General features: G+C 70.9%; 26 protein-coding genes. 6 read left to right on the forward strand and 20 right to left on the reverse strand.

All coding sequences use genetic code 11. From position 1 onward, the window contains the following. The first annotated feature begins 32 nt into the window (after nucleotides 1-32). Entirely contained in the window at nucleotides 33-821 is a 789-nt protein-coding gene (locus A4R43_RS28885) for a DUF2470 domain-containing protein (RefSeq protein WP_113695174.1), read from the forward strand. Here the strand turns inward: A4R43_RS28885 and A4R43_RS28890 are convergent. Further along, nucleotides 818-1,279, reverse strand: a complete 462-nt coding sequence (locus A4R43_RS28890) for a PPOX class F420-dependent oxidoreductase (protein WP_113697964.1) — start codon at nucleotides 1,277-1,279, stop codon at nucleotides 818-820. The two genes, A4R43_RS28885 and A4R43_RS28890, sit on opposite strands and share 4 nt — an antisense overlap. Before the next feature lie 37 nt (nucleotides 1,280-1,316). Here A4R43_RS28890 and A4R43_RS28895 point away from each other — a divergent pair, with 37 nt between their 5' ends. Then, nucleotides 1,317-2,117 (forward strand): CPBP family intramembrane glutamic endopeptidase, encoded by an 801-nt coding sequence (locus A4R43_RS28895; protein WP_113695175.1) that lies wholly within the window; start codon nucleotides 1,317-1,319, stop codon nucleotides 2,115-2,117. Here A4R43_RS28895 and A4R43_RS28900 read toward each other — a convergent pair. Together A4R43_RS28900 and A4R43_RS28905 are read right to left on the reverse strand one after the other, a co-directional pair. After that, nucleotides 2,114-2,866: a DUF899 family protein gene (locus tag A4R43_RS28900; protein WP_113695176.1), complete on the reverse strand. Its 753-nt coding sequence runs from the start codon at nucleotides 2,864-2,866 to the stop codon at nucleotides 2,114-2,116. The genes A4R43_RS28895 and A4R43_RS28900 overlap by 4 nt on opposite strands. A 106-nt stretch (nucleotides 2,867-2,972) precedes the next feature. Further along, nucleotides 2,973-3,524, reverse strand: a complete 552-nt coding sequence (locus A4R43_RS28905) for a DM13 domain-containing protein (protein ID WP_113695177.1) — start codon at nucleotides 3,522-3,524, stop codon at nucleotides 2,973-2,975. Between the two features lie 145 nt (nucleotides 3,525-3,669). Between A4R43_RS28905 and A4R43_RS28910 the strand changes: the two genes are divergently transcribed. Both A4R43_RS28910 and A4R43_RS28915 read left to right on the forward strand, forming a co-directional pair. Next, complete coding sequence (locus tag A4R43_RS28910) at nucleotides 3,670-4,857, forward strand: arginine deiminase (RefSeq protein WP_113697965.1); 1,188 nt, start codon at nucleotides 3,670-3,672, stop codon at nucleotides 4,855-4,857. Nucleotides 4,858-4,996: 139 nt separating this feature from the next. Further along, a complete protein-coding gene (locus A4R43_RS28915; RefSeq protein ID WP_113695178.1) occupies nucleotides 4,997-5,548 on the forward strand; it encodes a ferritin in 552 nt (183 codons plus the stop codon). A gap of 55 nt (nucleotides 5,549-5,603) precedes the next feature. Here A4R43_RS28915 and A4R43_RS28920 read toward each other — a convergent pair whose 3' ends face one another. The 4 genes from A4R43_RS28920 to A4R43_RS28935 all read right to left on the reverse strand — a co-directional run bounded on the left by A4R43_RS28920 (nucleotide 5,604) and on the right by A4R43_RS28935 (nucleotide 8,400). Then, nucleotides 5,604-6,449, reverse strand: coding sequence for a hypothetical protein (locus tag A4R43_RS28920; protein WP_113695179.1), 846 nt, complete (start codon nucleotides 6,447-6,449; stop codon nucleotides 5,604-5,606). Beyond that, nucleotides 6,446-6,958 (reverse strand): SigE family RNA polymerase sigma factor, encoded by a 513-nt coding sequence (locus A4R43_RS28925; protein WP_113695180.1) that lies wholly within the window; start codon nucleotides 6,956-6,958, stop codon nucleotides 6,446-6,448. Before A4R43_RS28925 ends, A4R43_RS28920 begins: the two co-directional genes overlap by 4 nt. Before the next feature lie 212 nt (nucleotides 6,959-7,170). Beyond that, nucleotides 7,171-7,518, reverse strand: a complete 348-nt coding sequence (locus A4R43_RS28930; RefSeq protein WP_113695181.1) for a DUF952 domain-containing protein — start codon at nucleotides 7,516-7,518, stop codon at nucleotides 7,171-7,173. Beyond that, nucleotides 7,519-8,400 carry a DUF5926 family protein gene (locus A4R43_RS28935; protein ID WP_113695182.1) on the reverse strand — a complete coding sequence of 294 codons (882 nt, stop codon included), beginning with the start codon at nucleotides 8,398-8,400 and terminating at the stop codon, nucleotides 7,519-7,521. It lies immediately after the preceding gene. A gap of 54 nt (nucleotides 8,401-8,454) precedes the next feature. On the opposite strand from A4R43_RS28935, the gene A4R43_RS28940 reads away from it, so the two are divergent. Next, entirely contained in the window at nucleotides 8,455-9,633 is a 1,179-nt protein-coding gene (locus A4R43_RS28940; RefSeq protein ID WP_113695183.1) for a cytochrome P450, read from the forward strand. On the opposite strand, the gene A4R43_RS28945 is transcribed toward A4R43_RS28940, so the two are convergent. The 10 genes from A4R43_RS28945 to A4R43_RS28990 form a co-directional block, all read right to left on the reverse strand. Beyond that, on the reverse strand, nucleotides 9,617-10,516 hold the full coding sequence (locus tag A4R43_RS28945) for a DUF4328 domain-containing protein (RefSeq protein WP_113695184.1): 900 nt from the start codon (nucleotides 10,514-10,516) through the stop codon (nucleotides 9,617-9,619). The genes A4R43_RS28940 and A4R43_RS28945 overlap by 17 nt on opposite strands. An 80-nt stretch (nucleotides 10,517-10,596) precedes the next feature. Further along, entirely contained in the window at nucleotides 10,597-10,932 is a 336-nt protein-coding gene (locus tag A4R43_RS28950; RefSeq protein ID WP_162788638.1) for a rhodanese-like domain-containing protein, read from the reverse strand. A gap of 62 nt (nucleotides 10,933-10,994) precedes the next feature. Further along, on the reverse strand, nucleotides 10,995-12,596 hold the full coding sequence (locus A4R43_RS28955; RefSeq protein WP_113695186.1) for a solute symporter family protein: 1,602 nt from the start codon (nucleotides 12,594-12,596) through the stop codon (nucleotides 10,995-10,997). After that, nucleotides 12,593-12,934 (reverse strand): DUF485 domain-containing protein, encoded by a 342-nt coding sequence (locus A4R43_RS28960; RefSeq protein WP_236808347.1) that lies wholly within the window; start codon nucleotides 12,932-12,934, stop codon nucleotides 12,593-12,595. Before A4R43_RS28960 ends, A4R43_RS28955 begins: the two co-directional genes overlap by 4 nt. Before the next feature lie 104 nt (nucleotides 12,935-13,038). Further along, complete coding sequence (locus A4R43_RS28965) at nucleotides 13,039-14,829, reverse strand: sodium/solute symporter (RefSeq protein WP_113695188.1); 1,791 nt, start codon at nucleotides 14,827-14,829, stop codon at nucleotides 13,039-13,041. A 30-nt stretch (nucleotides 14,830-14,859) separates the two neighbouring features. After that, nucleotides 14,860-15,387: a hypothetical protein gene (locus A4R43_RS28970; RefSeq protein ID WP_113695189.1), complete on the reverse strand. Its 528-nt coding sequence runs from the start codon at nucleotides 15,385-15,387 to the stop codon at nucleotides 14,860-14,862. A 2-nt stretch (nucleotides 15,388-15,389) separates the two neighbouring features. Next, complete coding sequence (locus A4R43_RS28975; protein WP_162788639.1) at nucleotides 15,390-16,220, reverse strand: LytR/AlgR family response regulator transcription factor; 831 nt, start codon at nucleotides 16,218-16,220, stop codon at nucleotides 15,390-15,392. An 85-nt stretch (nucleotides 16,221-16,305) separates the two neighbouring features. Continuing rightward, entirely contained in the window at nucleotides 16,306-17,718 is a 1,413-nt protein-coding gene (locus A4R43_RS28980) for a glycoside hydrolase family 16 protein (RefSeq protein ID WP_113695190.1), read from the reverse strand. A gap of 195 nt (nucleotides 17,719-17,913) precedes the next feature. Beyond that, nucleotides 17,914-18,753, reverse strand: coding sequence for a S49 family peptidase (locus A4R43_RS28985; protein WP_113695191.1), 840 nt, complete (start codon nucleotides 18,751-18,753; stop codon nucleotides 17,914-17,916). A gap of 19 nt (nucleotides 18,754-18,772) precedes the next feature. Beyond that, the gene (locus A4R43_RS28990; RefSeq protein WP_113697967.1) at nucleotides 18,773-20,137 is read right to left on the reverse strand and encodes a sensor histidine kinase; all 1,365 of its coding nucleotides are present in this window, start codon (nucleotides 20,135-20,137) and stop codon (nucleotides 18,773-18,775) included. Nucleotides 20,138-20,298: 161 nt separating this feature from the next. Here A4R43_RS28990 and A4R43_RS28995 point away from each other — a divergent pair, with 161 nt between their 5' ends. Beyond that, a complete protein-coding gene (locus A4R43_RS28995; protein ID WP_113695192.1) occupies nucleotides 20,299-21,384 on the forward strand; it encodes a serine hydrolase domain-containing protein in 1,086 nt (361 codons plus the stop codon). On the opposite strand, the gene A4R43_RS29000 is transcribed toward A4R43_RS28995, so the two are convergent. The 3 genes from A4R43_RS29000 to A4R43_RS29010 form a co-directional block, all read right to left on the reverse strand. Then, nucleotides 21,377-22,228, reverse strand: a complete 852-nt coding sequence (locus A4R43_RS29000; RefSeq protein WP_113695193.1) for a DNA-formamidopyrimidine glycosylase family protein — start codon at nucleotides 22,226-22,228, stop codon at nucleotides 21,377-21,379. The genes A4R43_RS28995 and A4R43_RS29000 overlap by 8 nt on opposite strands. A gap of 3 nt (nucleotides 22,229-22,231) precedes the next feature. Further along, on the reverse strand, nucleotides 22,232-22,672 hold the full coding sequence (locus A4R43_RS29005; protein WP_113695194.1) for a DUF983 domain-containing protein: 441 nt from the start codon (nucleotides 22,670-22,672) through the stop codon (nucleotides 22,232-22,234). An 80-nt stretch (nucleotides 22,673-22,752) separates the two neighbouring features. Then, nucleotides 22,753-24,198 carry a sigma-70 family RNA polymerase sigma factor gene (locus A4R43_RS29010; RefSeq protein ID WP_113695195.1) on the reverse strand — a complete coding sequence of 482 codons (1,446 nt, stop codon included), beginning with the start codon at nucleotides 24,196-24,198 and terminating at the stop codon, nucleotides 22,753-22,755. Nucleotides 24,199-24,275: the final 77 nt, after the last annotated feature.

A 24,275-nucleotide genomic window follows, 5' to 3' on the forward strand; every position in this document is an offset into this window, starting at 1 on the left:
GTTAGCCTCACCTAAGTAAGAGGAGGTGGATCTTGACCGAGCCCACGACGACCACGCGCCGTCCGCCGGCGCCGAATCCCGCCGAGCGCGCCAAAACCATCGCGTCGCGGGACTGCCCGGCGACGCTGGTCCCGTCGGTGGACCGTGTCGAGCCCGGTGAGGGCCGGGTGGTGCCGGTGCTGCACCACGTGCACGCCAGCGGCAGCGTCAGCCTGCTCCTGCCCGACGGACATCCGCTGGTGGAAGCCGCAGCGGAGACACAGCGCGGCGAGTTCGGGGTGATGCTCGAACTCGCCGACCACGCCCCGGTGCCGCTGCGCGAGCCGATCCGCGGCCTGCTCTGGATCACCGGGTTCCTGCGCCCGCTGGACCCGCCCGCCGCGCGGGCGCGGGCGGTGGCGATCGCCGCCGACCGGCCGGACCACCGGCTGCTCGACGTCAACCACGGGCTCACCATGCTGCGCCTGACCCCGGCGTCGCTGGTGCTCGCCGACGCCGACGGCACGCACTCGCTGCGGCCGCACATGTTCAGCGCGGCCACGCCCGATCCGTTCCACGACTACGAGGCACGCTGGCTCCAGCACCTGGAGACCGAGCACGCCGACGTGGTCGAGCAGCTGGGCAGGCACCTGCCGGAGGAGCTGCGCGGCGGGGTCATCCGGCCGCTCGGGCTCGACCGGCACGGGCTGCGCCTGCGGGTCGAGTCCCCGGCGGGCGACCACGACGTGCGGCTGGCGTTCTCGCAGCCAGTGGACAGCCCGCCGCAGTTGGCCGTGGAAATCCGGCGGCTGGTCGGCTGCCCGTTCTTCTCCGAGCGCTAGGCGAGTTCGGGCGGGAAGCCGCCGGTGGCGATCGGGCCCCAGCGCTCGATGGTCAGCCGGATCAGCGACTTGCCCTGCTCGCGCATGGCTTCGCGGTACTCGTCCCAGTCGGGGTGCTCGCCCGAGATCGCGCGGAAGTAGTCGACCAGCGGCTCCACCGACTCGGGCAGGTCGAGCACCTCGGCCGTGCCGTCGACCTGCACCCAGGCGCCGTTCCACTCGTCGGACAGCACGCACATCGACGCGCGCCGGTCGCGGCGGAGGTTGCGCACCTTCGCCCGCTGCGGATACGTGGCGATCACGATGCGGCCTTCGTCGTCCACCCCGCAGGTCACCGGCGACAGCTGCGGGCTGCCGTCGGCGCGGCGCGTGGTCAGGATGCCGTGGTGACGCGGGCGCAGGAATTCGAGCAGTCCGGCGCGCTCGACCGGGGTGTTCGTGGCGATGGTCCGTGGCATGACCTCGACGCTATCCGCCACGAGGTAGCTTGCGCGAATGCGCTCCTGGTTGATCAGCGACCGCCCGGCCTTTCCCGAGGTGGTCACCGACCCGGCCCAACGCCGGGTGCTGAAGTTCGAGCTGCTGGTCGTCTTCGGCATCACGCTCGGGCTGTCCGGGGCGAGGAGCCTGCTGTCCCTGCTGGACTCGCTGCTGCGCCCGGAACCGCTCAACGAGCAGCAGGTGGCGCTCAACGTGCCGCAGGCCGCGACCGGGCTGATCGACCTGCTCAAGCAGGTGCTGAGCGCGACCCAGCTGATCGGCTGGGGCGCGCTCGGCGTCTACCTGCTCTACCGCGGCGGCATGAAGCTGGCCGAGGTCGGCCTCGACCGGACGCGCCCGCGCCGCGACCTGCTCTGGGGTGCCGGGCTGACCGCGCTGATCGGCATCCCGGGGCTCGCGCTGTACTTCGTCGGCTGGCAGCTCGGGTTCAACCTGGCCGTGCAGCCGTCCACGCTGACCGAGTCGTGGTGGCGGCCGATCACCCTGACGCTTTCGGCGTTCGGCAACGCCTTCGCCGAAGAGGTGCTGGTGGTCGGCTACCTGCTGACCCGGCTGCGGCAGCTCGGCTGGCGGGAGAACTCCAGCCTGTTCGCCGCCGCCGTGCTGCGTGGTTCGTACCACCTGTACCAGGGCCTCGGCGGGTTCGTCGGGAACCTGGTGATGGGGCTGGTGTTCGGCAGGCTGTGGCAGAAGACGAACCGGCTGTGGCCGCTGGTGGTCGCGCACACGCTGCTCGACGTGGTGGCCTTCGTGGGGTACGCGCTGCTCCGGGGCAAGGTCTCCTTCCTGCCCTAGTGGCAGTCGCCCTGGCGGCCGAGCGTTTCCACCGGGGTCGCGCCGGGTCGTGTCCACTGCGCCACGGGACGGCTGGTCGGGCCCCAGGTGGCGGTCCCGTCCGCGGCCGAACGCCAGTACCAGCACGGCACGTCGCCCTCGGGCCAGCCGTCCGGCTTGTCCTCCCAGGCCTCACCACGGCCGTACGGCGTCAGGTCGAGCAGGCCGAAGGACCCGTTGGCCACTTCGAGGCCGCGGCCCGTGGTGGAGTAGGTGAGGAAGGTGCGGTCGCCGTCGCGCAGGAAGCTGGAGACGCAGCCCATCTCGCCGCCGACCGGCGCGGGCACGTCACGCACCGAGTACCAGGGCTGGGTGTAGCCCATGAACTCCACGAAGGGCGCCACCTCCTCCCAGCGGCCGGTGGTGACGATGGCGAACGAGACGCCGCGGGCGTTGAGGTACACCGCGTCCCGCAGGTGCCAGGCCATGTTGGTGCAGCCCTCGCACTGGCCCTGGTGCGGCGCGCCGTCGTGCCACATGTGCTGGTAGAGCAGGAGTTCGTCACGGCCTTCGAACAGGTCGAGGAACGGCACGGGGCCGTTGGCGCCGACCACCTCGACGGTGCCGTCGAACTCCACCATCGGCAGGCGGCGGCGGGCCGCGGCGATGGCGTCGCCCTCGCGGGTGTGGGCCTTCTCGCGGGCCAGCAGCTCGTCGCGGGCGGCCTGCCAGGTGACCAGGTCGACCACGGGCGGTCGTGCGTTCGACACGGGTGTCTCCGTTCTGTCCGGGTTGTCCTCGCACCGAACCTACGAACGGGAGCGCGCCGGAACGACCTCCGCGGTGCTTCTTTTCGGGGGATTTTCCGGGGATTTTTCAGAGGGCCAGTGGCGCGGAGCCGAACGCGACGTTGAACCGGTCGCACCAGATGACCACGCTGCGCAGGCCGGTCAGCTCGGCGTCGGCCGGAATGGCGTAGTTCTGGTTGCCGTCGGTTGCCTTGATCTTGCCGAGCTTGACCACGGCACCGTCGTCGTACTTGCCCCATTCGCCACCCGCGGTGGCCTGGCTGAGCCACACGTGCACGTCCGGGCCGTCGGAGGTGGAGAAGCCCTCCAGGCGCAGCACGCGGTTGCCGTCGCCGAGGTCCACCACGCGTGCCTTGCCGCTGGTGTCGTGTTCCTGGCTGACGAACTCGCCGGTGGCCAGGTCACGGGGTTCGGGCGGCTTCGGCGGAGTCACCGTGGTTTCGACGGACGTGGTTTCGGCCGGAGGTGCGGTGGCCACGGCCACCGGCGCCACGGGCAGCGCCTCGTCCACCGTGCTGCGGGTGAACGCCTTCCACGGCTGGAACGCCCACAGCCCGGCGGCGGCCACCACCAGCCCGAGCCCGAGCGCGGCCAGCAGGATCTTCTTCTTGCGCGACATGCGTCCACCCTGGGCCACCGCCCGCGTGGTGACCAGGCTCCGGGCGCTTACCGAACCATTACCGGCACTGAAGTGGTTGGTCAGTGATTAGTCTCAGCACGTGACCGTCGAGCAAGCGACTTCCGAGACCTTGTCCGCGCCGCTGGTGGAAAGCGAGGTCGGCCCACTGCGCTCGGTCCTGCTGCACCGCCCGGGCGCCGAGCTGAAGCGCCTCACGCCGCGCAACAACGACCAGCTCCTGTTCGACTCGATTCCGTGGGTGGACCGCGCCCAGGAGGAGCACGACGCCTTCGCCGAGGTGCTGCGCGGGCGCGGGGTCGAGGTGCTGCTGCTGCCCGAGCTGCTGCGCAGCGCGCTGGACGACCCGCGCGCGCACGCCGCCGGGGTGCACGCCGCGGTGGACGACCGCAGGCTCGGCGCCGAGCTGGCCGACGTGCTCCGGTCCCATCTGTCCTCTGTGGACTCGGTGGCGCTGGCCGAGGTGCTGATGGCCGGAATGACCTTCGAGGAACTGCCCGCCGCCGAGGGCGCTTCGCTGGTCCGGAAAATGAACCACCCGCGTGATTTCGCCGTCGACCCGCTGCCGAACCTGTTATTCACCCGTGATTCTTCGGCGTGGATCGCCGACCGCGTCGCCATTTCCTCGCTGACCATGCCAGCCCGCCGCCGGGAAACCGCGGTGCTCGACCTGGTTTACGCCTACCACCCGCGATTCCGGCAGGCCGCGCGTGCCTACGGCGCGCATTCCGCGCCCATCGAAGGCGGCGACGTGATGCTGCTGGCGCCGGGCGTGGTGGCGATCGGCGTCGGGGAACGGACTTCCGCGGCGGGCGCGGAATCGCTGGCGCGCTCGGTGTTCGCCGACAACCTCGCGCACACCGTGCTGGCGGTGCCGATCGAGCAGTCGCGCGCCACCATGCACCTGGACACCGTCTGCACGATGGTGAACACCGACGCGGTGGTGATGTACCCGCTGGCCAGGGATTCGCTGGTGGCGTACACGCTGTACACCGGCGACGACGGCGCGCTGCGGGTGGACGGGCCGGAGCCGTTCCTGACCGCGGCGGCCAAGGCGATGGACATCGACCGGCTGCGGGTGATCGACACCGGCCTCGACCCGGTGACCGCGGAACGCGAGCAGTGGGACGACGGGAACAACACGCTCGCCGTGGCGCCGGGTGTGGTGGTCGGCTACGAGCGGAACGTGGAGACGAACGAACGGCTGGAGGCGGCGGGCATCGAGGTGCTGCGGATCGCCGGCTCCGAACTCGGCTCCGGCCGCGGCGGGCCGCGCTGCATGTCGTGCCCGGTGGTGCGGGACTCGCTGCGGTGAAATGCACGGGAACGCATGAATGAATTAGGTAAGGCTAAACAAAATTAGTTCCGCCTACTTTTGGGAATGGTAACCTAATAGGGCGGGAATCACCAGCCTGAATTGGAGAAAATTGCCGGGCTTTGTTACCGTTGAATACATGGCCCTCACCAAGAAGAATCCGCGTTCGAAGTTCTACGAGCTGCTCCAGCAGCAGGTGCACAACGAGTTCAACGCCTCGCAGCAGTACATCGCGCTGGCGGTCTGGTTCGAGAACGAGGACCTGCCGCAGCTGGCGAAGCACTTCTTCCGGCAGGCGAACGAGGAGCGCAACCACGCCCTCGCGCTCGTGCAGTACATGCTGGACACCGACCACCACGTCGAGATCCCCGGCACCGGGGAGGTCCGCAACGACTTCTCCGAGGTGCACGAGCTGATCGAACTCGCCCTCGCGCAGGAGAAGGAGGTCGCGGCCGACATCAAGACGCTGGCCAAGGCCGCCCGCGACGAGGACGACTACATCTCCGAGCAGTTCGTCCAGTGGTTCCTCAAGGAGCAGGTCGAGGAGATCTCCGCGATGTCCACCCTGCTCACCATCGTCCAGCGCGCCAACGGGAACATGTTCGAGGTGGAGAACTGGCTCGCCCGCGAATCGGTCGGCGACGGCGGCGACGACCCGCTGATGCCCCCGGTGGCCGGCGGCGCCATCTGACGGCCCGCGAGGGCTGACCTCGTCGAACCCGGGTCCTCCAGTGGAGGGCCCGGGTTCACTCGTAGCAGTCCTGCCTGCTGTCGTCGAGGTAGACGTGCTCGACCACCTCGGCCCCGCCCACCACCACGCGGTACCGGTAACCGTTGCCGAGCGGGACCACGTCGCCGTTGGGCCCGGTGGTCGCCTCCGGATAGGTCTTCCGCAGCTGCTCGCGCGTGGCACCGGCGCCGATGCCCTCCGGGGTGGTCGCGGGCACCGACGGGTTGATGTACACCACGCCGCGGGTCGGTGAGACGACCACCGAGCCGCCGCTGGGCACGCCCGTTCCGCTGAAGTAGTAGGTGGTGCACCCGCCGTCCACGCCACCGGCGTTCTCCGGCGTGAAGTTGATGCCCACCGAGGAAGCCTGCTCCATGCTCGAGTTCAGCTGGAGCTTGCCGTAGCCACCCGGCCCGATGACCGGCCCCTTCACCCCCGTCTGGGCCGAGGCTTCGGGCGGGGTGGAGTGCGCCGGGGCCGGCGGCGGCGCCGACGGCAGGCCGGGCTGGTGGATCGGCGGCGGCTGCGCGGCGGGCGGCGCCGGCGGCTGGCTGGTCGGCTGTGGCGCCGGGATCATCGTGACGCTCGGGCCGATCTGCAGGGTGGGGTCGATCCCCGGCGGCTGGGCCACCGGCGACGGCACCTCGTGGCGGAACCCGCCGCCGGTCAGCGCGAAACCACCGGCGACCAGTGCGACCACGCCGAGCGCCCCACCCGCGACGGACATCCGGCGACGGCGGACCCGGCGGCGCTTGGCCCCGGCGGCGATCAGCTTCCCCGCGTCCGGCAAGGGACGCAGCGCGAGGCGTTCGTCGTCGAACAACCGGCGCAGTTCACCGGCCAGTTCGTCGTCGTCGCTCATCCCGCTTCCCTCCCTCCGCTGCCTTCCACCGCCGGCTTCAGCTTCACGCGCAGGGACGCGAGAGCCTTGCTGGCCTGGCTTTTCACCGTGCCCTGGCTGACCCCGAGCGAGGCCGCGATCTCCGCTTCGGACAGTCCCTCGTAGTAACGCAGCACCACCACGGCGCGTTGCCTCGGCGGCAGCGCGCGCAACGCCTGCCACAGCGGCTCGTGCTCGAACGGGTCGGCGTGCTCGTACGGCCGGGCGTCCGGGATGTCGGCGACCAGGTTCTCCCGCTTGGTCCGCCGCCACCGGCTGATGTGCGCGTTGGCCATCGAGCGCCGGATGTAGGCCATCGGGTCGCCGGTCTTGCGCTGCACGTGGGTCCAGCGGGAGCCGATCTTCTCCAGCACCGTCTGGACCAGGTCGGCGGCGTCGTGCGGATTGCCGGTCAGCGCGTGCCCGTAGCGCATCAGCCCGGGCAGGTTGGCCGTGACGAACTCCTCGAAGTCAACGAGGTCGCCCGACACCGCCGTTCCCCTCTCCCGGCGCGCCTCGACGACACGGCTCCCGGCCAGCGAAAGGGCCGGCGCAACCGGCGCGCACGCGGTCACCGTATCGCCTCCAATCCCGGTGCTCGACCGCTCCCCACCGTCTGACTCACGCATCCGCGCCCCCGCAGGTTGTCCATCGGTGCCGCCCGATCGGACAGACGCACCGAACGGGTGGCCGTTGCGGGGCGTTACCGGTTCGCGATGGCCGGTGGCAGGTGGAAGCGGCCGTCCGGGCCGGGCGGGAACTCGTGCACCGCGACCACGGCTTCGCGCGGGATCGGGCCGTAGACGTGCGGGAACCGGACGCCGGCCGGGTGCGGCGGGTCGCCGTCCTCCCAGCGCAGCGGCACGTCGAGGCGAGCCGGGTCGATCTCCAGCAGCACGAGGTCGGTGCGCCCGGCGTAGAGGGCGTCCGCGGGCAGGTGCGCGGTCCCCGGGTCGGAGCAGTGGATGAAGCCGGCGTCATCGAGCGAGGGCGCGCGATAGGCGCCCTCGCTCGACTCCCAGTCCTGCTTCGAGCAGATGTGCAGCAGCATCTAGCGAATGGTGATCTGACGGCCGATCAGCCCGTCGCGCGCGCGGCGTTCGGCGGCGTTGAGCGGCTCCTCGTCGAGCGAGGCCAGCGCCTTGTCGAGGCGCTCGCCGAGCTGCTGCGCGGGCTCGGCCCATTCGCGGGCGTGCGCCTCGGGGTCGAGGTCCCACACCGGCACCAGCAGGCCGTGCGCGCGGAACGAACCGGCGTACCGCGAGTCCTCGCCGAGGCCGATCTCACCGGCGGCGGAGAGGCGGGCCAGCGCCTGCAGCACCTTGCCCTCCGGCTCCGGCCGCACCCAGCGCAGGTGCGCCTTCTCGCCGGCGTCGACCCAGTACGCGCCGGTGCCGAGCCGCTCGGACGGCATGATCGCGCCGTTCGCGCGCTCCAGCGACAACGCCACCTCACCCTCGGCCTCGGTGCCCTCGGGCAGCCACCACGAGAAGTCGGTGTGCATCTGGACGTCGAGCTCGGCGGCCGGGTCCAGCAGGTCCTGCAGCCGCTCGCCCTCACCGCCGGGCGTGATGGTGTCCGGCACGGAGAGCACGTCGCCCTCCTTGGCCTCGAGCGCCCAGCGGATCGACCGGCCGATGTCGCGGCTGACGTCGGTGGACCGGGTCTGCACCTGGAGGCCGACGAAGGCCTGACCGTCGGCACGGACGAACGCGGCGGCGGCCATCGGCAGCACGGTGCCGAGCACCACCTTGCGCCCCTCGGTGTTCTTGAGGGGCAGCTCGACGGTCGCGGACGGGACGAACTCACGCAGCGCGATCAGCTCCGGCTCCGCGGCGAGCCCTTCGAACGGCTGGCCGACAAAGACTTCGCGAACCTTCTTGGGAGCGCCGTCCTTCTTCTTCGGGCCCCTCTTGCGCGCCGCTTTGCCCACAGTTCCTCCTCGCGATCGGTCGGGCCGACGGTACCGAACGGATAAGCTCTTGCCGTGTTCGACCCGAGCGACCCCGAGTTCCTGACCGATCCCTATCCGGCGTTCGCCGAGCTGCGGGCGAAGGCGCCGGTGCACCGCCACGACGGGCTCGGGCTGGCCATCGCGGTGGCCCACCCGGCGGCCTCGGCGGTGCTGCGGCACCGGTCGCTCGGCCGCATCTGGCGTGACGCGACCCCGGCCGAGCAGTTCGTCTCGTTCAACCTGCTGCACCGGAACTCCTTGCTGGAGAACGAACCGCCCGCGCACACGCGGCTGCGGCGCCTGGTGTCCTCGGCTTTCGCGCGCGGGCACGTCGAACGCCTGCGGCCGCGTGTCGAGGAGATCGCCGGTCGGCTGGTCGGCCGCCTCGCCGAGCGCGTCCGCGACGAGGGCACCGCGGACTTCCTCGCCGAGGTCGCGCAGCCGCTGCCGGTCGAGGTGATCGCCGAACTGCTCGGGGTGCCCGAGGCCGACCGGTCGCGGCTGGTGCCGTGGTCGAACCAGATCGTGAAGATGTACGAGTACGGGCTGCCCGAGGACAAGCGCGTGGCGGCCGAAACCGCGGCCGGTGAGTTCGTCGCCTACCTGCGGGAACTGTCGGCCGAGCGGGCCGCGAACCCGGGCGACGACCTGATCAGCGACCTGGTGCGCGTCCGCGACGACAACAACGGCAGGCTCTCCGACGACGAACTGGTCGCCACCGCCGTGCTCCTGTTGATGGCCGGGCACGAAGCCACGGTGAACGTGCTGGGCAACGGCCTGCGTGCGCTGCTCGACCGCCGCGACCAGTGGGCGTTGCTCCCGTCGCACCTCGATTCGGCGGTGGAGGAGGCGATCCGGTTCGACTCGCCGCTGCAGTTGTTCGAGCGGACCGCCACCGAGGACGTGGAGATCGCCGGGTTCCGCGTGGAAGAGGGCCAGAAGATCGCCGCGCTGCTCGGGGCCGCCGCGCGCGACCCGGAGGTGTTCGCCGAGCCGGACACCTTCGACGTCACGCGCTCGCCCAACCCGCACCTCGGCTTCGGCGCGGGCATCCACTTCTGCCTCGGCGCGCCGCTGGCCAGGGTGGAGATCGCCGCCGCGTTCCGCGCGCTGACCACGCTCCCGGAACTGGAGCTGGCCGGGGAACCGCCGCGCCGCCCGGAGTTCGTGATGCGCGGCTACCAGGAACTGCTCGTCACCGGGGTGCGGTAGCCGGGCGGGCCGGGCGCAGTTCGGGCTCGGGCGCGCCGGTCACGCTGAGCACGCGCAGGTGCCGCAGCTTGTCCTCGCCGACCGGCGCCAGCAGGCCGGTCATCCGGCGGACCAGCAACGCGGTGAGCACGGCCAGCGCGGCCGCCGAGCCGTCGGTCAGCACGGCCAGGAACACCCCGTCGGCCTGCGCCTGCACGCCGTCCCGCAGCCGCCAGACCACCGAGACGACCAGCAGCACGCCATTCAGCACCCAGGCACCCCACCAGCCCAGCACCAGGCGTGACGGGCGCGGGCGCTCGGTGCCGGGACGCCGCAGCACGCTGTGCTCGGTCTCCGCGACGATCGATCCGGCGACCACCAGGTTCGGGCCGGGCACGAAGAACCCCGCGACCACCTGCCACGGCGGCCGGGCCGGGCGCTCCCCCAGCTCGTCGGCGGCGACCACCCGCGCGACCAGCAGCCACCACAGGCTGACCCCGGCGGCGAACAGGGCGAGCGCGAAGGTGAGCAGCGACGCGGTGAGCACGAGCGCGTCGGAGGCGCCGACCACGTCGGCGTCGAGCGCGGAGTCCCGGCTGATCAGCAGCAGCACGTACCGCCAGCCCTCGGCCAGCGCGGCCAGCCCGGCGAACCCGGCCAGGACCCACAGCAGCACGGTGGCGTTGCGGGAGAGCACGCGCAGCCGCTGGGCCGGGCGCGGGGCGTTGGACGGGGTGCCGGGCACGGCCGTCGGCAGCCGCCAGACCACGTTCGGAAAGCCCCAGCGCGGCGGCACCCGGTACGACGGCGGGCCGTGGTACCGGTGATCGACCGCGCGGCGGCGGTGCACCGGGCCGTAGGGCGGGGTCGCCACCCAGCGCACGCGCTGCGGTGGCCGCGGCACGTGCGGACGCTGCTGGTAGTGCTGGGGGTAGTGAGGATGGTGCTGGGGATGGGGGTGCGGTGGGTTTGGCGGGTGCACGCTCACACCACCTGCGGCTCGGCACCCTGTTCGGTGACCATCGGCCTGCCGTTGGCGTGCCAGGACTCCATGCCGCCCGCGACGTTGACCGCGTCGCGGCCCTGGCCGTTCAGCCAGGCCGCGACGTTCGCCGAGCGCACCCCGCTGCGGCAGATCACGTACAGCGGGGTGGCTTCGGGCAGTTCGGCGAGCCTGCCGGGCAGCTGGCTCATCGGGATGTGCACGGCTTCGGGCGCGTGCCCCGCGGCCCACTCGTAGTTCTCGCGGACGTCGAGCAGCGCGAACTCGCCGGGCAGCTCGGTCACGTCCACAGTGGGCACTTCAGCAGGGTTCACCACGGCACCATGCTCGCACGAAGCCGCGTTCAGCGCGTGTGAACAGGGCCTCTGGCGTGGTCACCTCAGTGCGGCACCGCCTTTTCCGCGCCCGCGCCGGTGAGCGAGCGCACCTCCATTTCGGCGTACTTGTCCTCGTTGTGCTCCTTCGACAGGACCGTGCCCAGCCAGCCGAGGAAGAACGACACCGGGATCGAGACGAGCCCGGGGTTCTGCAGCGGGAACCAGTGGAAGTCCACGCCCTTGATCATCGACGTCGGCAACCCGGACACCGCGGGCGAGAAGATGATCAACACGACCGTGACGCCGAGGCCGCCGTAGATCGACCACAACGCGCCCGAGGTGTTGAACCGCTTCCAGAACAACGAATAGAGAATGGTCGGCAGGTTCGCCGACGCCGCCACCGCGAACGCGAGCGCCACCAGGAAGGCGACGTTCTGGTCCTTGGCGAGAATGCCGCCGACGATGGCCACCGCCCCGATCACCACCGCGGTGATCCGCGCGACGCGGACCTCGGCGTTGGAGTCGGAGACCTTGCCCTTCTTGATCACGTTGGCGTACACGTCGTGCGCGAAGGACGCCGAGGCCGTGATGGTGAGCCCGGCGACCACGGCCAGGATGGTCGCGAAGGCCACCGCCGCGATGAACCCGAGCAGCACCGGCCCGCCGAGTGCCTGCGCCAGCAGCGGTGCCGCCGAGTTCTCCTTGCCCGGTGCCTTGTTGATCGCGTCCTTGCCGACGATGGCGCCCGCGCCGTAGCCCAGCACCAGGGTGAACAGGTAGAACAGCCCGATCAGGCCGATCGCCCAGACCACCGACTTCCGCGCGTCCTTCGCGGTCGGCACGGTGTAGAAGCGCATCAGCACGTGCGGCAGACCCGCCGTACCGAGCACCAGCGCGATGCCCAGCGACAGGAAGTCGATCTTCGAGGTGTCCGAGACGCCGTACCGCGCGCCGGGGTTCAGCACGGAGTCCGAACCGGCGCGCTCGACGGCGCTGCCCAGCAGGTCCGACAGGTTGAAGCCGTACCGCGCGAGCACCCACACGGTCATCGCGAACGCACCCGTGATCAGCAGCGCGGCCTTGATGATCTGCACCCACGTGGTGCCCTTCATGCCGCCGACCAGCACGTAGATGATCATCACCACGCCGACCACGGCGATCACCACGGCCTGCCCGGCGGTGCTGGAAATGCCGAGCAGCAGCGACACCAGGATGCCCGCGCCCGCCATCTGGGCCAGCAGGTAGAAAAAGCTCACCGCCAGCGTCGAGGTCGCCGCCGCCGCGCGCACCGGGCGCTGCTTCATGCGGAAGGCCAGCACGTCGCCCATGGTGAACTTGCCGGTGTTCCGCAGCAGTTCCGCCACCAGCAGCAACGCCACCAACCAGGCGACCAGGAACCCGATCGAGTACAGGAACCCGTCGTATCCGTAGACCGCGATGGCCCCGGCGATGCCGAGGAACGAGGCGGCCGAAAGGTAGTCACCGGCGATCGCGACGCCGTTCTGCGGACCGGAGAACGCGCGACCGGCGGCGTAGTAGTCCGACGCGGTCTTGGTGTTCCGCGACGCGCGGAACACGATCACCAGCGTCACCACCACAAAAGCACCGAAGATGCTGATGTTCAGCGCGGGGTTGGACCCCTGGACTCCCTGCGCCAGGTTCACTTCGCGCCCTCCTCTGTGCCCTCGACTTCGTGACGGATCTGGTCCGCGACCGGGTCGAGATGACGGTTGGCGTGGCGCACGTAGAGCCCGGTGATCACGAAGGTCGAGACGAACTGGAGCAGCCCCAGCACCAGGCCGACGTTGATGTTGCCGACCAGCTTGGTGGACATGAACCCGTGCGCGTAGTCGGCCAGCACCACGTAGAGCAGGTACCAGCCGAGGAACAACGCGGTCATCGGGAAAACGAAGTTCCGCAGGCGCCTGCGGAGTTGGCGGAACTCCGGACTGGCCTGCACACGCTTCCAGTCGGCTTCGGTTACCGGTTCGCTGGTGCTCACTGGATACCTCCCTCGATCAAGCGGCTTGCCGAGGATCATCCTCCTGATGGGGGAGTTACGCAGGCCACACGATCAGGGGGTCGGGGTAACCGTGAGTAGAATCGTTATTTCCGGTGCCTGCCACCGCGCCCGGGACGCACCTTCTCCTCCGCCTGGCCGAACCGGGCCACCGCCCGGTCGCGCATGAAGCCCAGCGGATCCGGCGCGTGCAGGCGCAGCATCACCGCGTTCAGATCGTCGGGCACCCGGCGCGCGGTCGCCTTGCTGACCACCATGGTGGCCACGAAGGCCGCGGGCACGGTGAACAACGCGGGCTGCACGGTGAACCACGGCGCCCAGTCGCCGGTGTACCCGCTGATGATGTTGATCGCCAGCGCGCCCAGCACCAGCGTGCCGCCGACCACCATGCCCGCCATCGCCCCGGTCCAGGTCAGCTTCCGCCACCAGATGCCGAGCAGCAGCATCGGGCTGAAGGTGGACGCGGCCAGCGCGAAGGTCATGCCCACGCTCAGCGACAGGTCGTCCTGGCGCAACGCCAGCGCGATGCCGAGCGGGGCCATCGCCACCAGCACCGCGGCCAGCCGGAAGTCGCGGACCCGGCCGGGCAGCACGTCGGTGGACAGCACCCCGGCGACGCTGACCAGCAACCCGGACGCGGTGGACAGGAACGCCGCGAACGCCCCGGCGGCGGTGACCGCGCCAAGGATCTGCCCGCCGACCCCGCCGAGCACCGCCGACGGCAGCATCAGCACCGCGGCGTCGGTCTGCCCGGTGACCAGCAGCTGCGGCACGTACAGCCGGGACAGCGCGCCGAGCAGCGCCGGGAACAGGTAGAACAGCCCGAGCAGCAGCAGCACGTGCACGGTGGTCCGGCGCGCGGCCTTGCCGTCGGGATTGGTGTAGAAGCGGACCAGCACGTGCGGCAGGCCCATCGTGCCGAGAAAGGTCGCGAACATCAGCGAATACGTGCTGAGCAGGTCGGTGATGTCGTCGGAGGCGGGCAGCAGCCAGGTCGCGTTGTCGGTGACCGCGCCGGTCACCACCGGCACCGGCGACCCGGCCGGGAAACGCAGCTCGGTGCCCTCGCCGACCTCGGGGCGCACCTCCGGCGACCAGAACACCACGCCGTCGGACCGCACACCGTCCACCACGCCGTCGGCGTAGAGCACGGTCGGCACGGCGACCTCCAGCGTGACCGGGGTCTGCACGTCGACGGTGGTTTCCTCGGGGAACACCGGCGGCGCCGGCGTGCCCAGCGAACCGGCCGTCGGGCCGCCGCCCCCGCCGATGAACACCACGCACAGCACAAAAGTGGGCGCGGCGATGGCGAACAGCTTCAGCCAGTACTGGAACGCCTGGACCACGGTGATCGCGCGCATGCCACCGGCGATCACGTTGATGGTCACCACCACGGTCACCACCACCGCGCCGACCCAGGCCGGCGTGCCGAGAATGGTGGTCAGCCCGAGCCCGGCGCCCTGCAGCTGCGGGACCATGTAGAGAATGCCGATGAACACCACGAACGCGGTGGAGAACCGGCGCAGCGCCATCGAACCGAGCCGGGCCTCGAGAAAGTCCGGCAGCGTGTAGGCACCGGACCGCCGCAGCGGCGCCGCCACGAAGAGCATCAGCGCCAGGTAACCGGCGGTGAACCCGATCGGGAACCAGAGCGCGTCGGCGCCCTCCTTGAGCACGATGCCCGCGACGCCGAGGAACGAGGCCGCCGACAGGTACTCACCGGAGATCGCCGCCGCGTTGCGCCGGGACCGCACGGTCCGGCGGGCGACCAGGAAGTCGTGCGTACTGCTGGCGAACCGCGAAGACCGGTGGCCGAGGTAGAACGTGACCATGCCGACCAGCACGATGCCGGTCAGCGCCCACGGGTTCAGCTGCACTCGAAGATCCTCGCACGCGGGACGTGGAAGTCAGTTCTCGATCATGTCGACGAAGGCCCGCTCATGGCGTTCGGCCAGGCGGTTGTACCACAGGCCGACGCCCAGCAGCAGCGGGAACGGCGCCACCCCGAGCAGCAGCCACGCCACCGGCACGCCGATCACCCGCAACCCGGCGAACCCCGGGGACAGGAAGAACGCCAGCGGCAGCGCGCCGAGCAGCACCACCACCAGCAGCCCGAGCAGCACGCCGGTGCGCAGCTGCGCCTTGACCAGGTCCTTGATCAGCAGCTCGCCCCAGCTGGTCTGCTCCTCCAGCTCGACGCGGGCGCGCAGCGCGTTCGACTGCTTCGGCCCGGACAGCACCACCCGCTGGCGGCGCGGCCGCGCGTGGTGCTCGGGTTCGCGGTGCTCGGCGGGCAGCGGGCCGGACGGCACCGGCTCGGTCTTCGAGGCGGGCACCGGTTCGGCGCGCGCCTGCCTGCCCAGGTTCTTGCCCAGCGTCGGGTCGGGTTCGCGCACCCCGCCGATCTGGCGGTACGGGTCCCCTCCGAGCGTCATGGCTAGCCGTTCCGCGAGGAGCCGACCAGCCGATCCTTCAGCTCACGGGTGTGACGGCGGCTCACCGGCAGCAGCTTCTCCTCGTTGCCGATGACCACCTGGTAGCCGCCCTGGCCCATGCGCAGCTCGGTGATCAGCTGCAGCGCGACCAGGTACGAGCGGTGGATGCGGACAAAACCCGCCTTCTCCCACCGTTCTTCGAGCTGGGCCAGCGGAATGCGGACGAGGTGGCTGCCGTCGGTGGTGAACAGCCGGGCGTAGTCGCCCTGCGCCTCGACCCAGCGGACGTTGGCGCGCGGGATGAGCTTGGTGTTGCCCGCCAGCTCGACCGCGATCACCTCGTCGTCGGTCTTCACCGGCTCCTGCCCGGCCGGGGCGGCGGGCGCGGGCGCGGCCTGCAGCGACTGCAGCACCCGCTTGATGGCCTTGTCCAGCCGTTCCTGCTTGCACGGCTTGAGCACGTAGTCGACCGCGCCGAGGTCGAAGGCGTTCACCGCCTCCTCCGGGTGCCCGGTGACAAAAACCAGCACCGGGGCCGGGTTGAGCGTGGCGAACACCCGCGACATCTCCATGCCGGACAGGCCGGGCATGTTGAGGTCGGCGAACACCGCGTCCACCGGTGCCATGCCGCGGTCCTTGCGGTAGCGCACCTCGGCGTCGTCGGAGGCGAGCAGGCGCAGCGCGTCGGTGGCGTCGGTGCAGGTGAAGATCCGCCGGATGTGCGGATTGTTCTCCAGGCAGTGGGCGAGTTCCGACAGCCCGTGCGGCTCGTCGTCGACGGCCAGCACCAGGAGTCCCGAAGTGTCTTCGTGTGTACTCACAGTGACAAGCATCCTGCCTAGTGAAAGTGGCGATGTCCAGCCTCAGTTATAGGCGACGCGGGGGCGGAATGTCTGCTGCCCCCGCGTCGCCGATTGGTTACGGTGCGAAGGAGAACCAGTTGACGTTGACGAAGTCCGACGGCTGACCGCTGCGGAAGCTCAGGTAGACGTCGTGGGTGCCGGTGACCCCGCTGATGTTGGCCGGGATGGTCCGCCAGCTCTGCCACCCACCCGTGTTGGCCACCGAGAACGACCCGATCGGCGGATTCGACAGGCTGTCCAGCCGCACTTCGACCAGCCCGCTCACCCCCGCGGCCGCCCCGGAAGCCACCCGCGCCTTGAACTGGGTGGCGGTCTGCGAGCCGAAGTTGACGCCGTTGTACCTGGCCCAGTCGCCGTTCGCCGCGGTGGCCACGTTCTGGCCGCCACCCGAGTCGGTGGTGAGCTGCGTGCTCAGGCCGCTTTGCTGCTGGTAGTTCTCGGCCTGGATGGTGCCGTAGGCGTCGGTGCCGCCGGGGTTTCCGGTGCCACCACCACCGCGGGTCCACGCGGCCACGTAGTCGACCACCATCGGGTGACCGGGCACGGTGGCCGCGGTCGGCGTGCCGAACCCGGCCACGCCGTTCGGGAAGGCACCGCCCATGGCCACGTTGAGGATGATGAAGTAGCCAGCGTGGCTGGTCATGTTGTGCCACGTGGTCGCGTCCAGCTGGTTCTGGCTGACCTGGTGGAACTGCTGGCCGTCGACGTACCAGCGCAGCTGGTTCGGGCTGGTGCTGCGGTCCCACTCGAAGCCGTAGGTGTGGAACCCGGACTGGCAGCTGGTGCCGGGACACGGGCGGCTGGCGCCGATGCCGTTGTTCTCGTTGCACGGCCCGCCGGGCGCGGTGCCGCAGTGCAGCACGCCCCACACGGAGTTGAGGCCGTTGACGTTTTCCATGATGTCGTACTCGCCGATGCCGGGCCAGTTCCACCAGTTGCCGCGGTAGGGCGAGCCGAGCATCCAGAAGGCGGGCCAGTAGCCCAGTGCGGCGTCACCGGTGACGTTCGGCATCTGCAACCGGCTTTCCACCCGGAGCACGCCGTTCTCCGGTGCCTTGAAGTCCTGCTTGTTGGTCTCGATCCGGGCCGAGGTCCAGTTCCCGGCGCCGTCGCGCAGCGGCGTGATGCGCAGGTTGCCGCTGCCGTCGAGGCTGACGTTGGCCGGGTTGTTCGTGTGGGCGGCGATCTCGCCGGTGCCCCAGTTCGCGGGCCCGCCGGGATAACCGTGGCCGAGGCTGAACCGCCAGTTGTTGCCGTTGGGCAGGGTGCCGGCAGCACCGTCGAAGTCGTCGGCCCAGACCTGCGTCCAGCCGGTGGGCGGTGGCGGGACCGACGCACCCGCGGGCACGGTCAGCGGAACGGTGATCAACGCGGCAGCGGCGGCCGCCGCGACGGCCGCCCTGGTGAGGCGGCTTTTCCGGGCTTTGCGGGGTTTCCGGGCAGGTGGGGAGTGGGGAGGAACGGGCATGGGGATGACCTCCTTGTCAACCCGTACCAGTGGGGAGAGTGGTTTTGTTGTGGCCAACAACAAAGACACGCCTATGAGAACCCAGCCCCGACCCGGTGTCTGTAGCCCGTTCAGGTAGCACACGCAATCACTAACCGTGACCGACGATCGGTCAAACCACCGTCAACCGGACAAAGCCCAGCTCAGCCGAAGCGCCTAGAGCCCGAAGCGGGCCCAGGTGGCTTTTGCCGACACGGCTTCGAGGAGCGAAGCGGCCGGGGCGCCGATGCCGAGTTTCGCCAGCAGCGGCTTCTTCGGCTCCGCCACGGCGATCTCCGCGTCCGGGTAGCGCTCCGCGAGCACCTCGCGCAGGTTCCCGACACCATCGATCAGGCCCAGCTCAACCGCCTTCGCGCCCAGCCACACATCCCCGGTGAACAGCTCGTCGCCGGCGTTGAGCCGGTCGCCGCGGCGCTCCTTCACCCACGTCACAAAAAGCTCGTGCAGCTGCGAGTGGAGCTTCTTCAGCCACTCGACGTCCTCGGGCTTCTCCGGGCTGAACGGGTCGAGCCGCGACTTGTTCTCCCCCGCGGTGTGCAGCCGCCGCTCCACGCCGAAGCGCTCCAGCAGGCCGGTGAACCCGAACCCGCCGCTGATCACGCCGATCGAGCCGACCAGCGAGGTGCGGTGCGCGAAGATCTCGTCGGCCGCGCAGGCCAGCCAGTACCCGCCCGACGCCGCGACGTCCTCGGCGAAGGCCAGCACCGGCACGCCCTTCTTGTCCGCGAGCTGCCGGATGCGCTCGGCGACCAGCCCCGACTGGGTGGGCGCGCCACCCGGCGAGTTGATCAGCAGCGCGACCGCCTTGAGCCGGTCGTGGTCGAAGGCGCGGGTCAGCGCGCTCTCCACCGCGGACAGGTTGATCGCTCCTCTGGTCAGCGGCGAGGCCTGCGGGGTGATCACCCCGTGCAGCTTCACCACCGAGACCACGTCCTTGCGGTCACCGCGGTCGGCGAGGCCGGGGATCCGGGAGGTCAGCTTGTCCGTCACGCTCATGGCGCCACCCTACCGGCGGTCAGCGGGGTCCCGCCGCCGTCGGCCTGCCCTCGCGCGTGGCCTGCGGGCGGTGCCGCGCGGCGTGGCTGCGGCCCCGCTGCGGCTGCACCACCGGCTGGTGCACCACCGCGGCGGGCACCGAGTCGGCGGCGGGCTCGCGGTCCGGCGACTCGGTGTACTCCGGCACGCTGGCGCGCACCCCGCGCGCGTACTTCGGCACGCGCAGCGTCACCTTCATGCCCGCGCCCGGCGCGGTCTCCACGGTCAGCGCGTACTCGTCACCGAAGAGCTGCCGCATGCGCTGGTTGATGTTGCCGAGCCCGACGTGCGCGCCGGTCTGGTGCGAGTCGTGCAGTTCGGACAACCGCGCCGGGTCCATGCCGACGCCGTCGTCCTCCACGCTGATCAGCGCCTCGTTGCCGTGGTCCTGCGCGATCACGGTGACCGTGCCGCCGTTCGGCTTGTTCCACAGCCCGTGCTTGACCGCGTTCTCCACCAGCGGCTGGATGATCAGGAACGGCACCACCACCGAGAGCACCTCGGGCGCGATCTTCAGCCGGACGTTGAGCTTCCCGGCGAACCGCGCGCTCTCGATGGTCAGGTAGCGGTCGATGTTCCGCAGTTCCTCGGCGAGCGAGGTGAACATGCCGGAACTGCGGAAGATGTACCGCGTGAAGTCGGCGAACTCCTGCAGCAGCTCGCGGGCTTCCTCCGGGTCGGTGCGGATCAGCGACGAGATGGTGTTCAGCGCGTTGTAGACGAAGTGCGGTGAGATCTGCGCCCGCAGCGCCTTCACCTCGGCCTGCTGCAGCTGGAGCTTGGAATCCTCCAGCCGCGCCAGCTCGAACTGCGTGCAGACGAACTGCGAAACCGCGTCGGCCATCTCGACCAGCCGCTTGCCGCGCGTCCGGCCGACCACGATCAGCACCGCCTGGGTCTGCTCCTCGACGATCAGCGGCACGATCACCGCGGTGCGCATCAGGCAGTTGCCGCGGTGGTTGCAGGGCAGCTTCTCGTGGCCGACCACCTCGCGCCGGTGCCGCCGGATGGTCACCGCGATCGCGTCGCGCAGGTCGTCGTAGTGCTCGTTGGCCTCGCCGTCCCAGGACAGCAGCGTGCCGTCGGCGTCGGTGATGCCGACCGCCACGCACTTGAGCGTCTCCAGCATCTGCGTGGTGATCCGGTCGGCGGAGCTCTCGTCGAGACCGCGCCGCAGGTCCGGGGTCGCCTTGGACATCCGGCGGACGGCTTCGAGCACCGCGTCGTCGACGAAGCTCGCCGGACGGCGGCTCCGGACGAGCACGACGATCAGCAGGATCACCGCGACGGCGGCGACGCTCCACGGGATGATCTGCGCGAGGGGCAACCCGGACACGGCGTTTATGCTCTGCGCTCCGGCATCCGGGTGCAAGGGGCTTTCCTCCACTTTCTGTGCATGATCAGCAACACGGTGCTACCCATTGTTACACCGGTGGGGGAGCCCCCACCGCTGACCTGGTGGTTCACCGGCTGGCCCGGTGCCGGGCCGGGCAGCACGCTCGGTGCATGACGAACCGATCACGGAAGCTCCTGGTGGGCGCGCTGGTCGCCGGAGTGCTCGCGGCGGGCGTGAGCCCGGTCACCGCGGCGGCGGACCCAGTTCACTTAGAGTTGCGCGCCAACGTCACGAACGGGTTCCCCGGCGCGCTCGCGTACGTGCGCGAAGGCGAGCGCGAACGGCGGTTCGGCGTCGGCGTGGCGAACCTGGCCACCGGCGAGCGCGCCCGGCCGCACCAGCGGTTCCGCACCGCCAGCATCACCAAGTCGTTCACCGCGACGGTCCTGCTGCAGCTGGTCGCCGAGGGTGAGCTGGGCCTGGACGACCCGGTCGAGCGCTGGCTGCCCGGCGTGCTCCCCGACCGCGGTGTCACCGTGCGGCAGCTGCTCGACCACACCAGCCGCGTCTACGACCCGGCGTCCACGCCGGAGTTCTTCGCGCCCTACCTGGAGCACCAGGACTGGGGCCACGTGATCACCCCGGCCGAGGTGATCCGGCGCGCGGTCGCGCACGGGCCGTATCCCGAGCCGGCGTACTCGAACACGAACTACCTGCTCGCCGGGCTGGTCGTGGAGCGCGTCACCGGGCACGACTTCGGCACCGAGCTGCGGAACCGCATCCTGGCGCCGCTGCGCCTGCACCACACCGAGCTGCCGCTGACGGATCCCCGGCTGCACGGCCCCCACCTGCACGGGTACAACCTCGCCCGCGAGGACCACACCACGTTCAGCCCGTCCTACGACTGGACCGCGGGCGCCATCGTGTCCACTGTGGACGACGTGGCGAAGTTCCAGCGGGCGCTGCTCGGCGGCGAGCTGCTGCCGCCGGAGCTGACCGCGCTGGGCCTCGGCCTCGAACCGTTCGCCCTGCCGTGCGAGGGCGGCACGCAACGCGTCCAGGGCAGTCAGGGATCCGGACCCGGGTACTTCAGCTTCGCCTACACCAGCGAAGACCGGTCGCGGCAGATCGTGGTCGTGCTCAACAGCTACGACCTGGGCGCCGACGTCGGCGGGCAGGGCAAGCAGCCGTATCCGGGACCGCGGGAGGGACCGCTGCCCGCCTTGTCCGCGGCACTCTGCCAGCCGGCTACTTGAGCAGCCGCGACAGCCGCCGGTCGGCCAGCGGCTTGCCGCCGGTCTGGCAGGTCGGGCAGTACTGGAAGGCCTTGTCCGCGAAGGAGATCTCCCGCACGGTGTCCCCGCAGACCGGGCACGGCAGCCCGGCGCGGGCGTGCACTCGCAGGCCAGAGCGCTTCTCGCCCTTCAGCCGCGCGGCCGCCTGGCCGACCGAGCGCTCCACGGCGTCGGTGAGCACCCCGGAGATCGCGCCGGACAGCCGGTCCAGCGCCTCCTCGGAAAGCTTGCCGGTGGTGGCGTACGGGGAAAGCTTCGCGGTGTGCAGGATCTCGTCGGAGTAGGCGTTGCCGATGCCGGCGATCAGGGACTGGTCGGTGAGCGCGGTCTTCAACCGCTCGGTCCGGCCGTGGAACAGCTCGGCCAGCTTCGTCCGGTCCACGGTCAGCGCGTCCGGCCCCAGCCGCGCGATGCTCGGGATCTCGGTGGGGTCGCGGGTGATCCACACCGCGAGCCCCTTCTTCGTGCCCGCCTCGGTCAGGTCGAACCCGGGACCGGACAGGTGCACCCGCAGCGCCAGCGGTCCCTTGCCGGGCTTGGGCGGCGTCGGCGAAAGCGAGTCCGACCAGCGCAGCCAGCCCGCCCTGGCCAGGTGCGTGACCAGGTGGATGCCGTCGCAGTCGAGGTCGAGGTGCTTGCCGAACCGGCCGGCGCCGGTGACCTCGCGGCCGTGCAGCTCGGTCCACGCCGGGCTGACCGTCTTGAGCACCGTCATCGACGCCACGTCGACCCGGCTGACCACCCGGCCGACGGCGAACTCACGCAGGTGGTGCGCCAGCGCTTCGACCTCGGGCAGTTCGGGCATGAGCTACTCCACCGGGTGCAGCGGCCCGTCGAAATCGGGCAGCGAGTGCTTCTGGATGGTCTTGGCGATCCGGCTCATCTCCCCGCGCACGGTGAACATGCCGCGCACGGTGCCCACCCAGCGCTCCGACGGGCGCTCGCCGGTGGGGTCGCCCTCGGTCTCGGCGACCACCGTCCACGGCCGCCGCAGGATCCAGCGCAGCGGGAAGAAGATCACGATCAGCAGCAGGGCCAGCAGCACCCAGCTGGGCACCACCACGTCCTCCGGCATCCACACCACCAGGACCACCGCGAGCACCACGGTGACGAAGAGCATCGCGATACCGGGCGTGTGGCTGCCCGCGACGTCGTGCTCGAAGTCGTCCGCGGTGGCAGGGGGCCGCCACTCCAGCTGGCTCCGGAGCACCCATTCACGACCGTCGGCACCATGTACCAGGCGGTTCATCCCTCAGCCTCCAGGCGAGCAGCGCGGTATGAGCCCGACCACGGTACCGCGAGCCGCTCGTCCGGCGCGAGATCGGAAAGTCACCCGGTGGTTGCGCTCGGTGCCGACGCGGTCACTTCCTCGCTGGGCTGGTCCTCCGGCGCACTGGTGTCGCTGGTGCTCGTGGGCTTGATGCTGCTGCTCGGCGCGGGCACCTCGGAGGTCGCGGGCTCGCTGGTTTCCGGCGGGGTGTCGGTGGTGCTGAGGGTCTCGTCCGGGTACGGCTCGACGTCGTCACGCGGGGAGTTGCTCGGGTCCGGGTTGTTCGGGTCGGTGACCATCGGCTCGTCGCCGGGCTGGTCGCCGGTGCCGGGCAGGTCGCGCTCGCCCGGCAGCACCACGCCACCGGCGCCGCCCTCCGGCAGCGCGGGCAGCTCAGCCGGGCCGAGCCCTGGCTCGTGCGGCGGCTGTTGCGGACCCGGCGACGGCGGCACTTCGTTGACCAGCGAGCCGGTGGCGATCACCGGCGGCCGCGCCGGCGCCGGCGGCGGCACCACCGCGGGCTCGGCGGCGATCAGCTCCTGCCCGGCGAGTCCCGGCAGCCCCAGCCGGAACGGCTGCGCCGACTCGTCCACCATCGGGCCGACCGCGACCCCGACCACACCGGCCGCCGCCGTCGACGCCACGGCCATGCCGACCTTCATCTTCGAGCCGACCAACAGCCCCTTCAGCCCGGCCAGCAACCCGCCCGCCTGCAGACCGTCCAGGGTGAGCGCGGATGCGGGCAGCAGCAGCACGATCACCCCGGAATGAGCCCGCAGCGAGGAACAGACCTCCCGCAGCTCGTCGGCGGTCGCCCGGCACGACGCGCAGCCCAGCAGGTGCGCCTGGATTCGGCGGGCCTCGGTGCCGGTGACGCTGCCCGCGGTGTACCCGCCGAGCTTCTCGATCACCGCGCGGCAGCCGTCCGAGCCGCGGTGCACCGACAGGTGGGCTTGGAGGTAGGCCGCGCGCAGGCCCTGGCGGGCACGGCGAGCCAGCGCGGCGGTCGCGTTCGCGCTCAGTCCGAAGTGGGGAGCCACCACCGCGGGCTGCTCACCCTCCACTTCGGTCTGCCAGAGCACGGTTCGCCAGCGCTCCGGGAGACTGGTGAAGGCGCGGGTGATCAGCGTGTGCTCGGCGGTACGGGCGTGCGCGTCGGCACCGGCACCGGCGCGGTGGTTCAGCTCGTCCTCGGACACCGGCACGTCGCGCTTGGCGCCGTGCCACTCCCACGACACGCGCCGCGCGACCGTCAGCAGGTACGCGCGCACGTTGTCCCGCGGGCCGGAACCGCGGCGCAGCGCCTGCAACACGCGGAAGAAGGTCTCCGCGGTGATGTCCTCGGCCTCCGACCGGTCCGCCGCCAACCCCAGCGCCAACCGGCGCACCGCGGCCGCATGCAGCTCGAACAGCTCGCCGAACGCCGCATCCTCGCCGTCGCGGAGTCGCTGCAGGAGCTCGGGCTCCCCGCTCAGCGGAGGCGGCGCCGTACTCTGCTCGGTCATCCAGCCAGGCACCTCCCCGCCAAACGCTAACCCGTTCGGTTGAATGTGGACACCATACGGAGCGAACTCGTGGCCGT

Origin of the sequence: Amycolatopsis albispora, assembly GCF_003312875.1 — a bacterium.
GTDB classification, from domain to species: Bacteria; Actinomycetota; Actinomycetes; order Mycobacteriales; family Pseudonocardiaceae; genus Amycolatopsis; species Amycolatopsis albispora.

Coding starts and splice junctions, on each gene's coding strand:
- A4R43_RS28890 (WP_113697964.1), bottom strand. CDS start 1,279: ATGCCACGGACCATCGCCACGAACACCCCGGTCGAGCGCGCCGGACTG.
- A4R43_RS28895 (WP_113695175.1), top strand. CDS start 1,317: ATGCGCTCCTGGTTGATCAGCGACCGCCCGGCCTTTCCCGAGGTGGTC.
- A4R43_RS28905 (WP_113695177.1), bottom strand. CDS start 3,524: ATGTCGCGCAAGAAGAAGATCCTGCTGGCCGCGCTCGGGCTCGGGCTG.
- A4R43_RS28915 (WP_113695178.1), top strand. CDS start 4,997: ATGGCCCTCACCAAGAAGAATCCGCGTTCGAAGTTCTACGAGCTGCTC.
- A4R43_RS28920 (WP_113695179.1), bottom strand. CDS start 6,449: ATGAGCGACGACGACGAACTGGCCGGTGAACTGCGCCGGTTGTTCGAC.
- A4R43_RS28930 (WP_113695181.1), bottom strand. CDS start 7,518: ATGCTGCTGCACATCTGCTCGAAGCAGGACTGGGAGTCGAGCGAGGGC.
- A4R43_RS28970 (WP_113695189.1), bottom strand. CDS start 15,387: ATGACGCTCGGAGGGGACCCGTACCGCCAGATCGGCGGGGTGCGCGAA.
- A4R43_RS28975 (WP_162788639.1), bottom strand. CDS start 16,220: ATGCTTGTCACTGTGAGTACACACGAAGACACTTCGGGACTCCTGGTG.
- A4R43_RS28980 (WP_113695190.1), bottom strand. CDS start 17,718: ATGCCCGTTCCTCCCCACTCCCCACCTGCCCGGAAACCCCGCAAAGCC.
- A4R43_RS28985 (WP_113695191.1), bottom strand. CDS start 18,753: ATGAGCGTGACGGACAAGCTGACCTCCCGGATCCCCGGCCTCGCCGAC.
- A4R43_RS28995 (WP_113695192.1), top strand. CDS start 20,299: ATGACGAACCGATCACGGAAGCTCCTGGTGGGCGCGCTGGTCGCCGGA.
- A4R43_RS29000 (WP_113695193.1), bottom strand. CDS start 22,228: ATGCCCGAACTGCCCGAGGTCGAAGCGCTGGCGCACCACCTGCGTGAG.
- A4R43_RS29005 (WP_113695194.1), bottom strand. CDS start 22,672: ATGAACCGCCTGGTACATGGTGCCGACGGTCGTGAATGGGTGCTCCGG.
- A4R43_RS29010 (WP_113695195.1), bottom strand. CDS start 24,198: ATGACCGAGCAGAGTACGGCGCCGCCTCCGCTGAGCGGGGAGCCCGAG.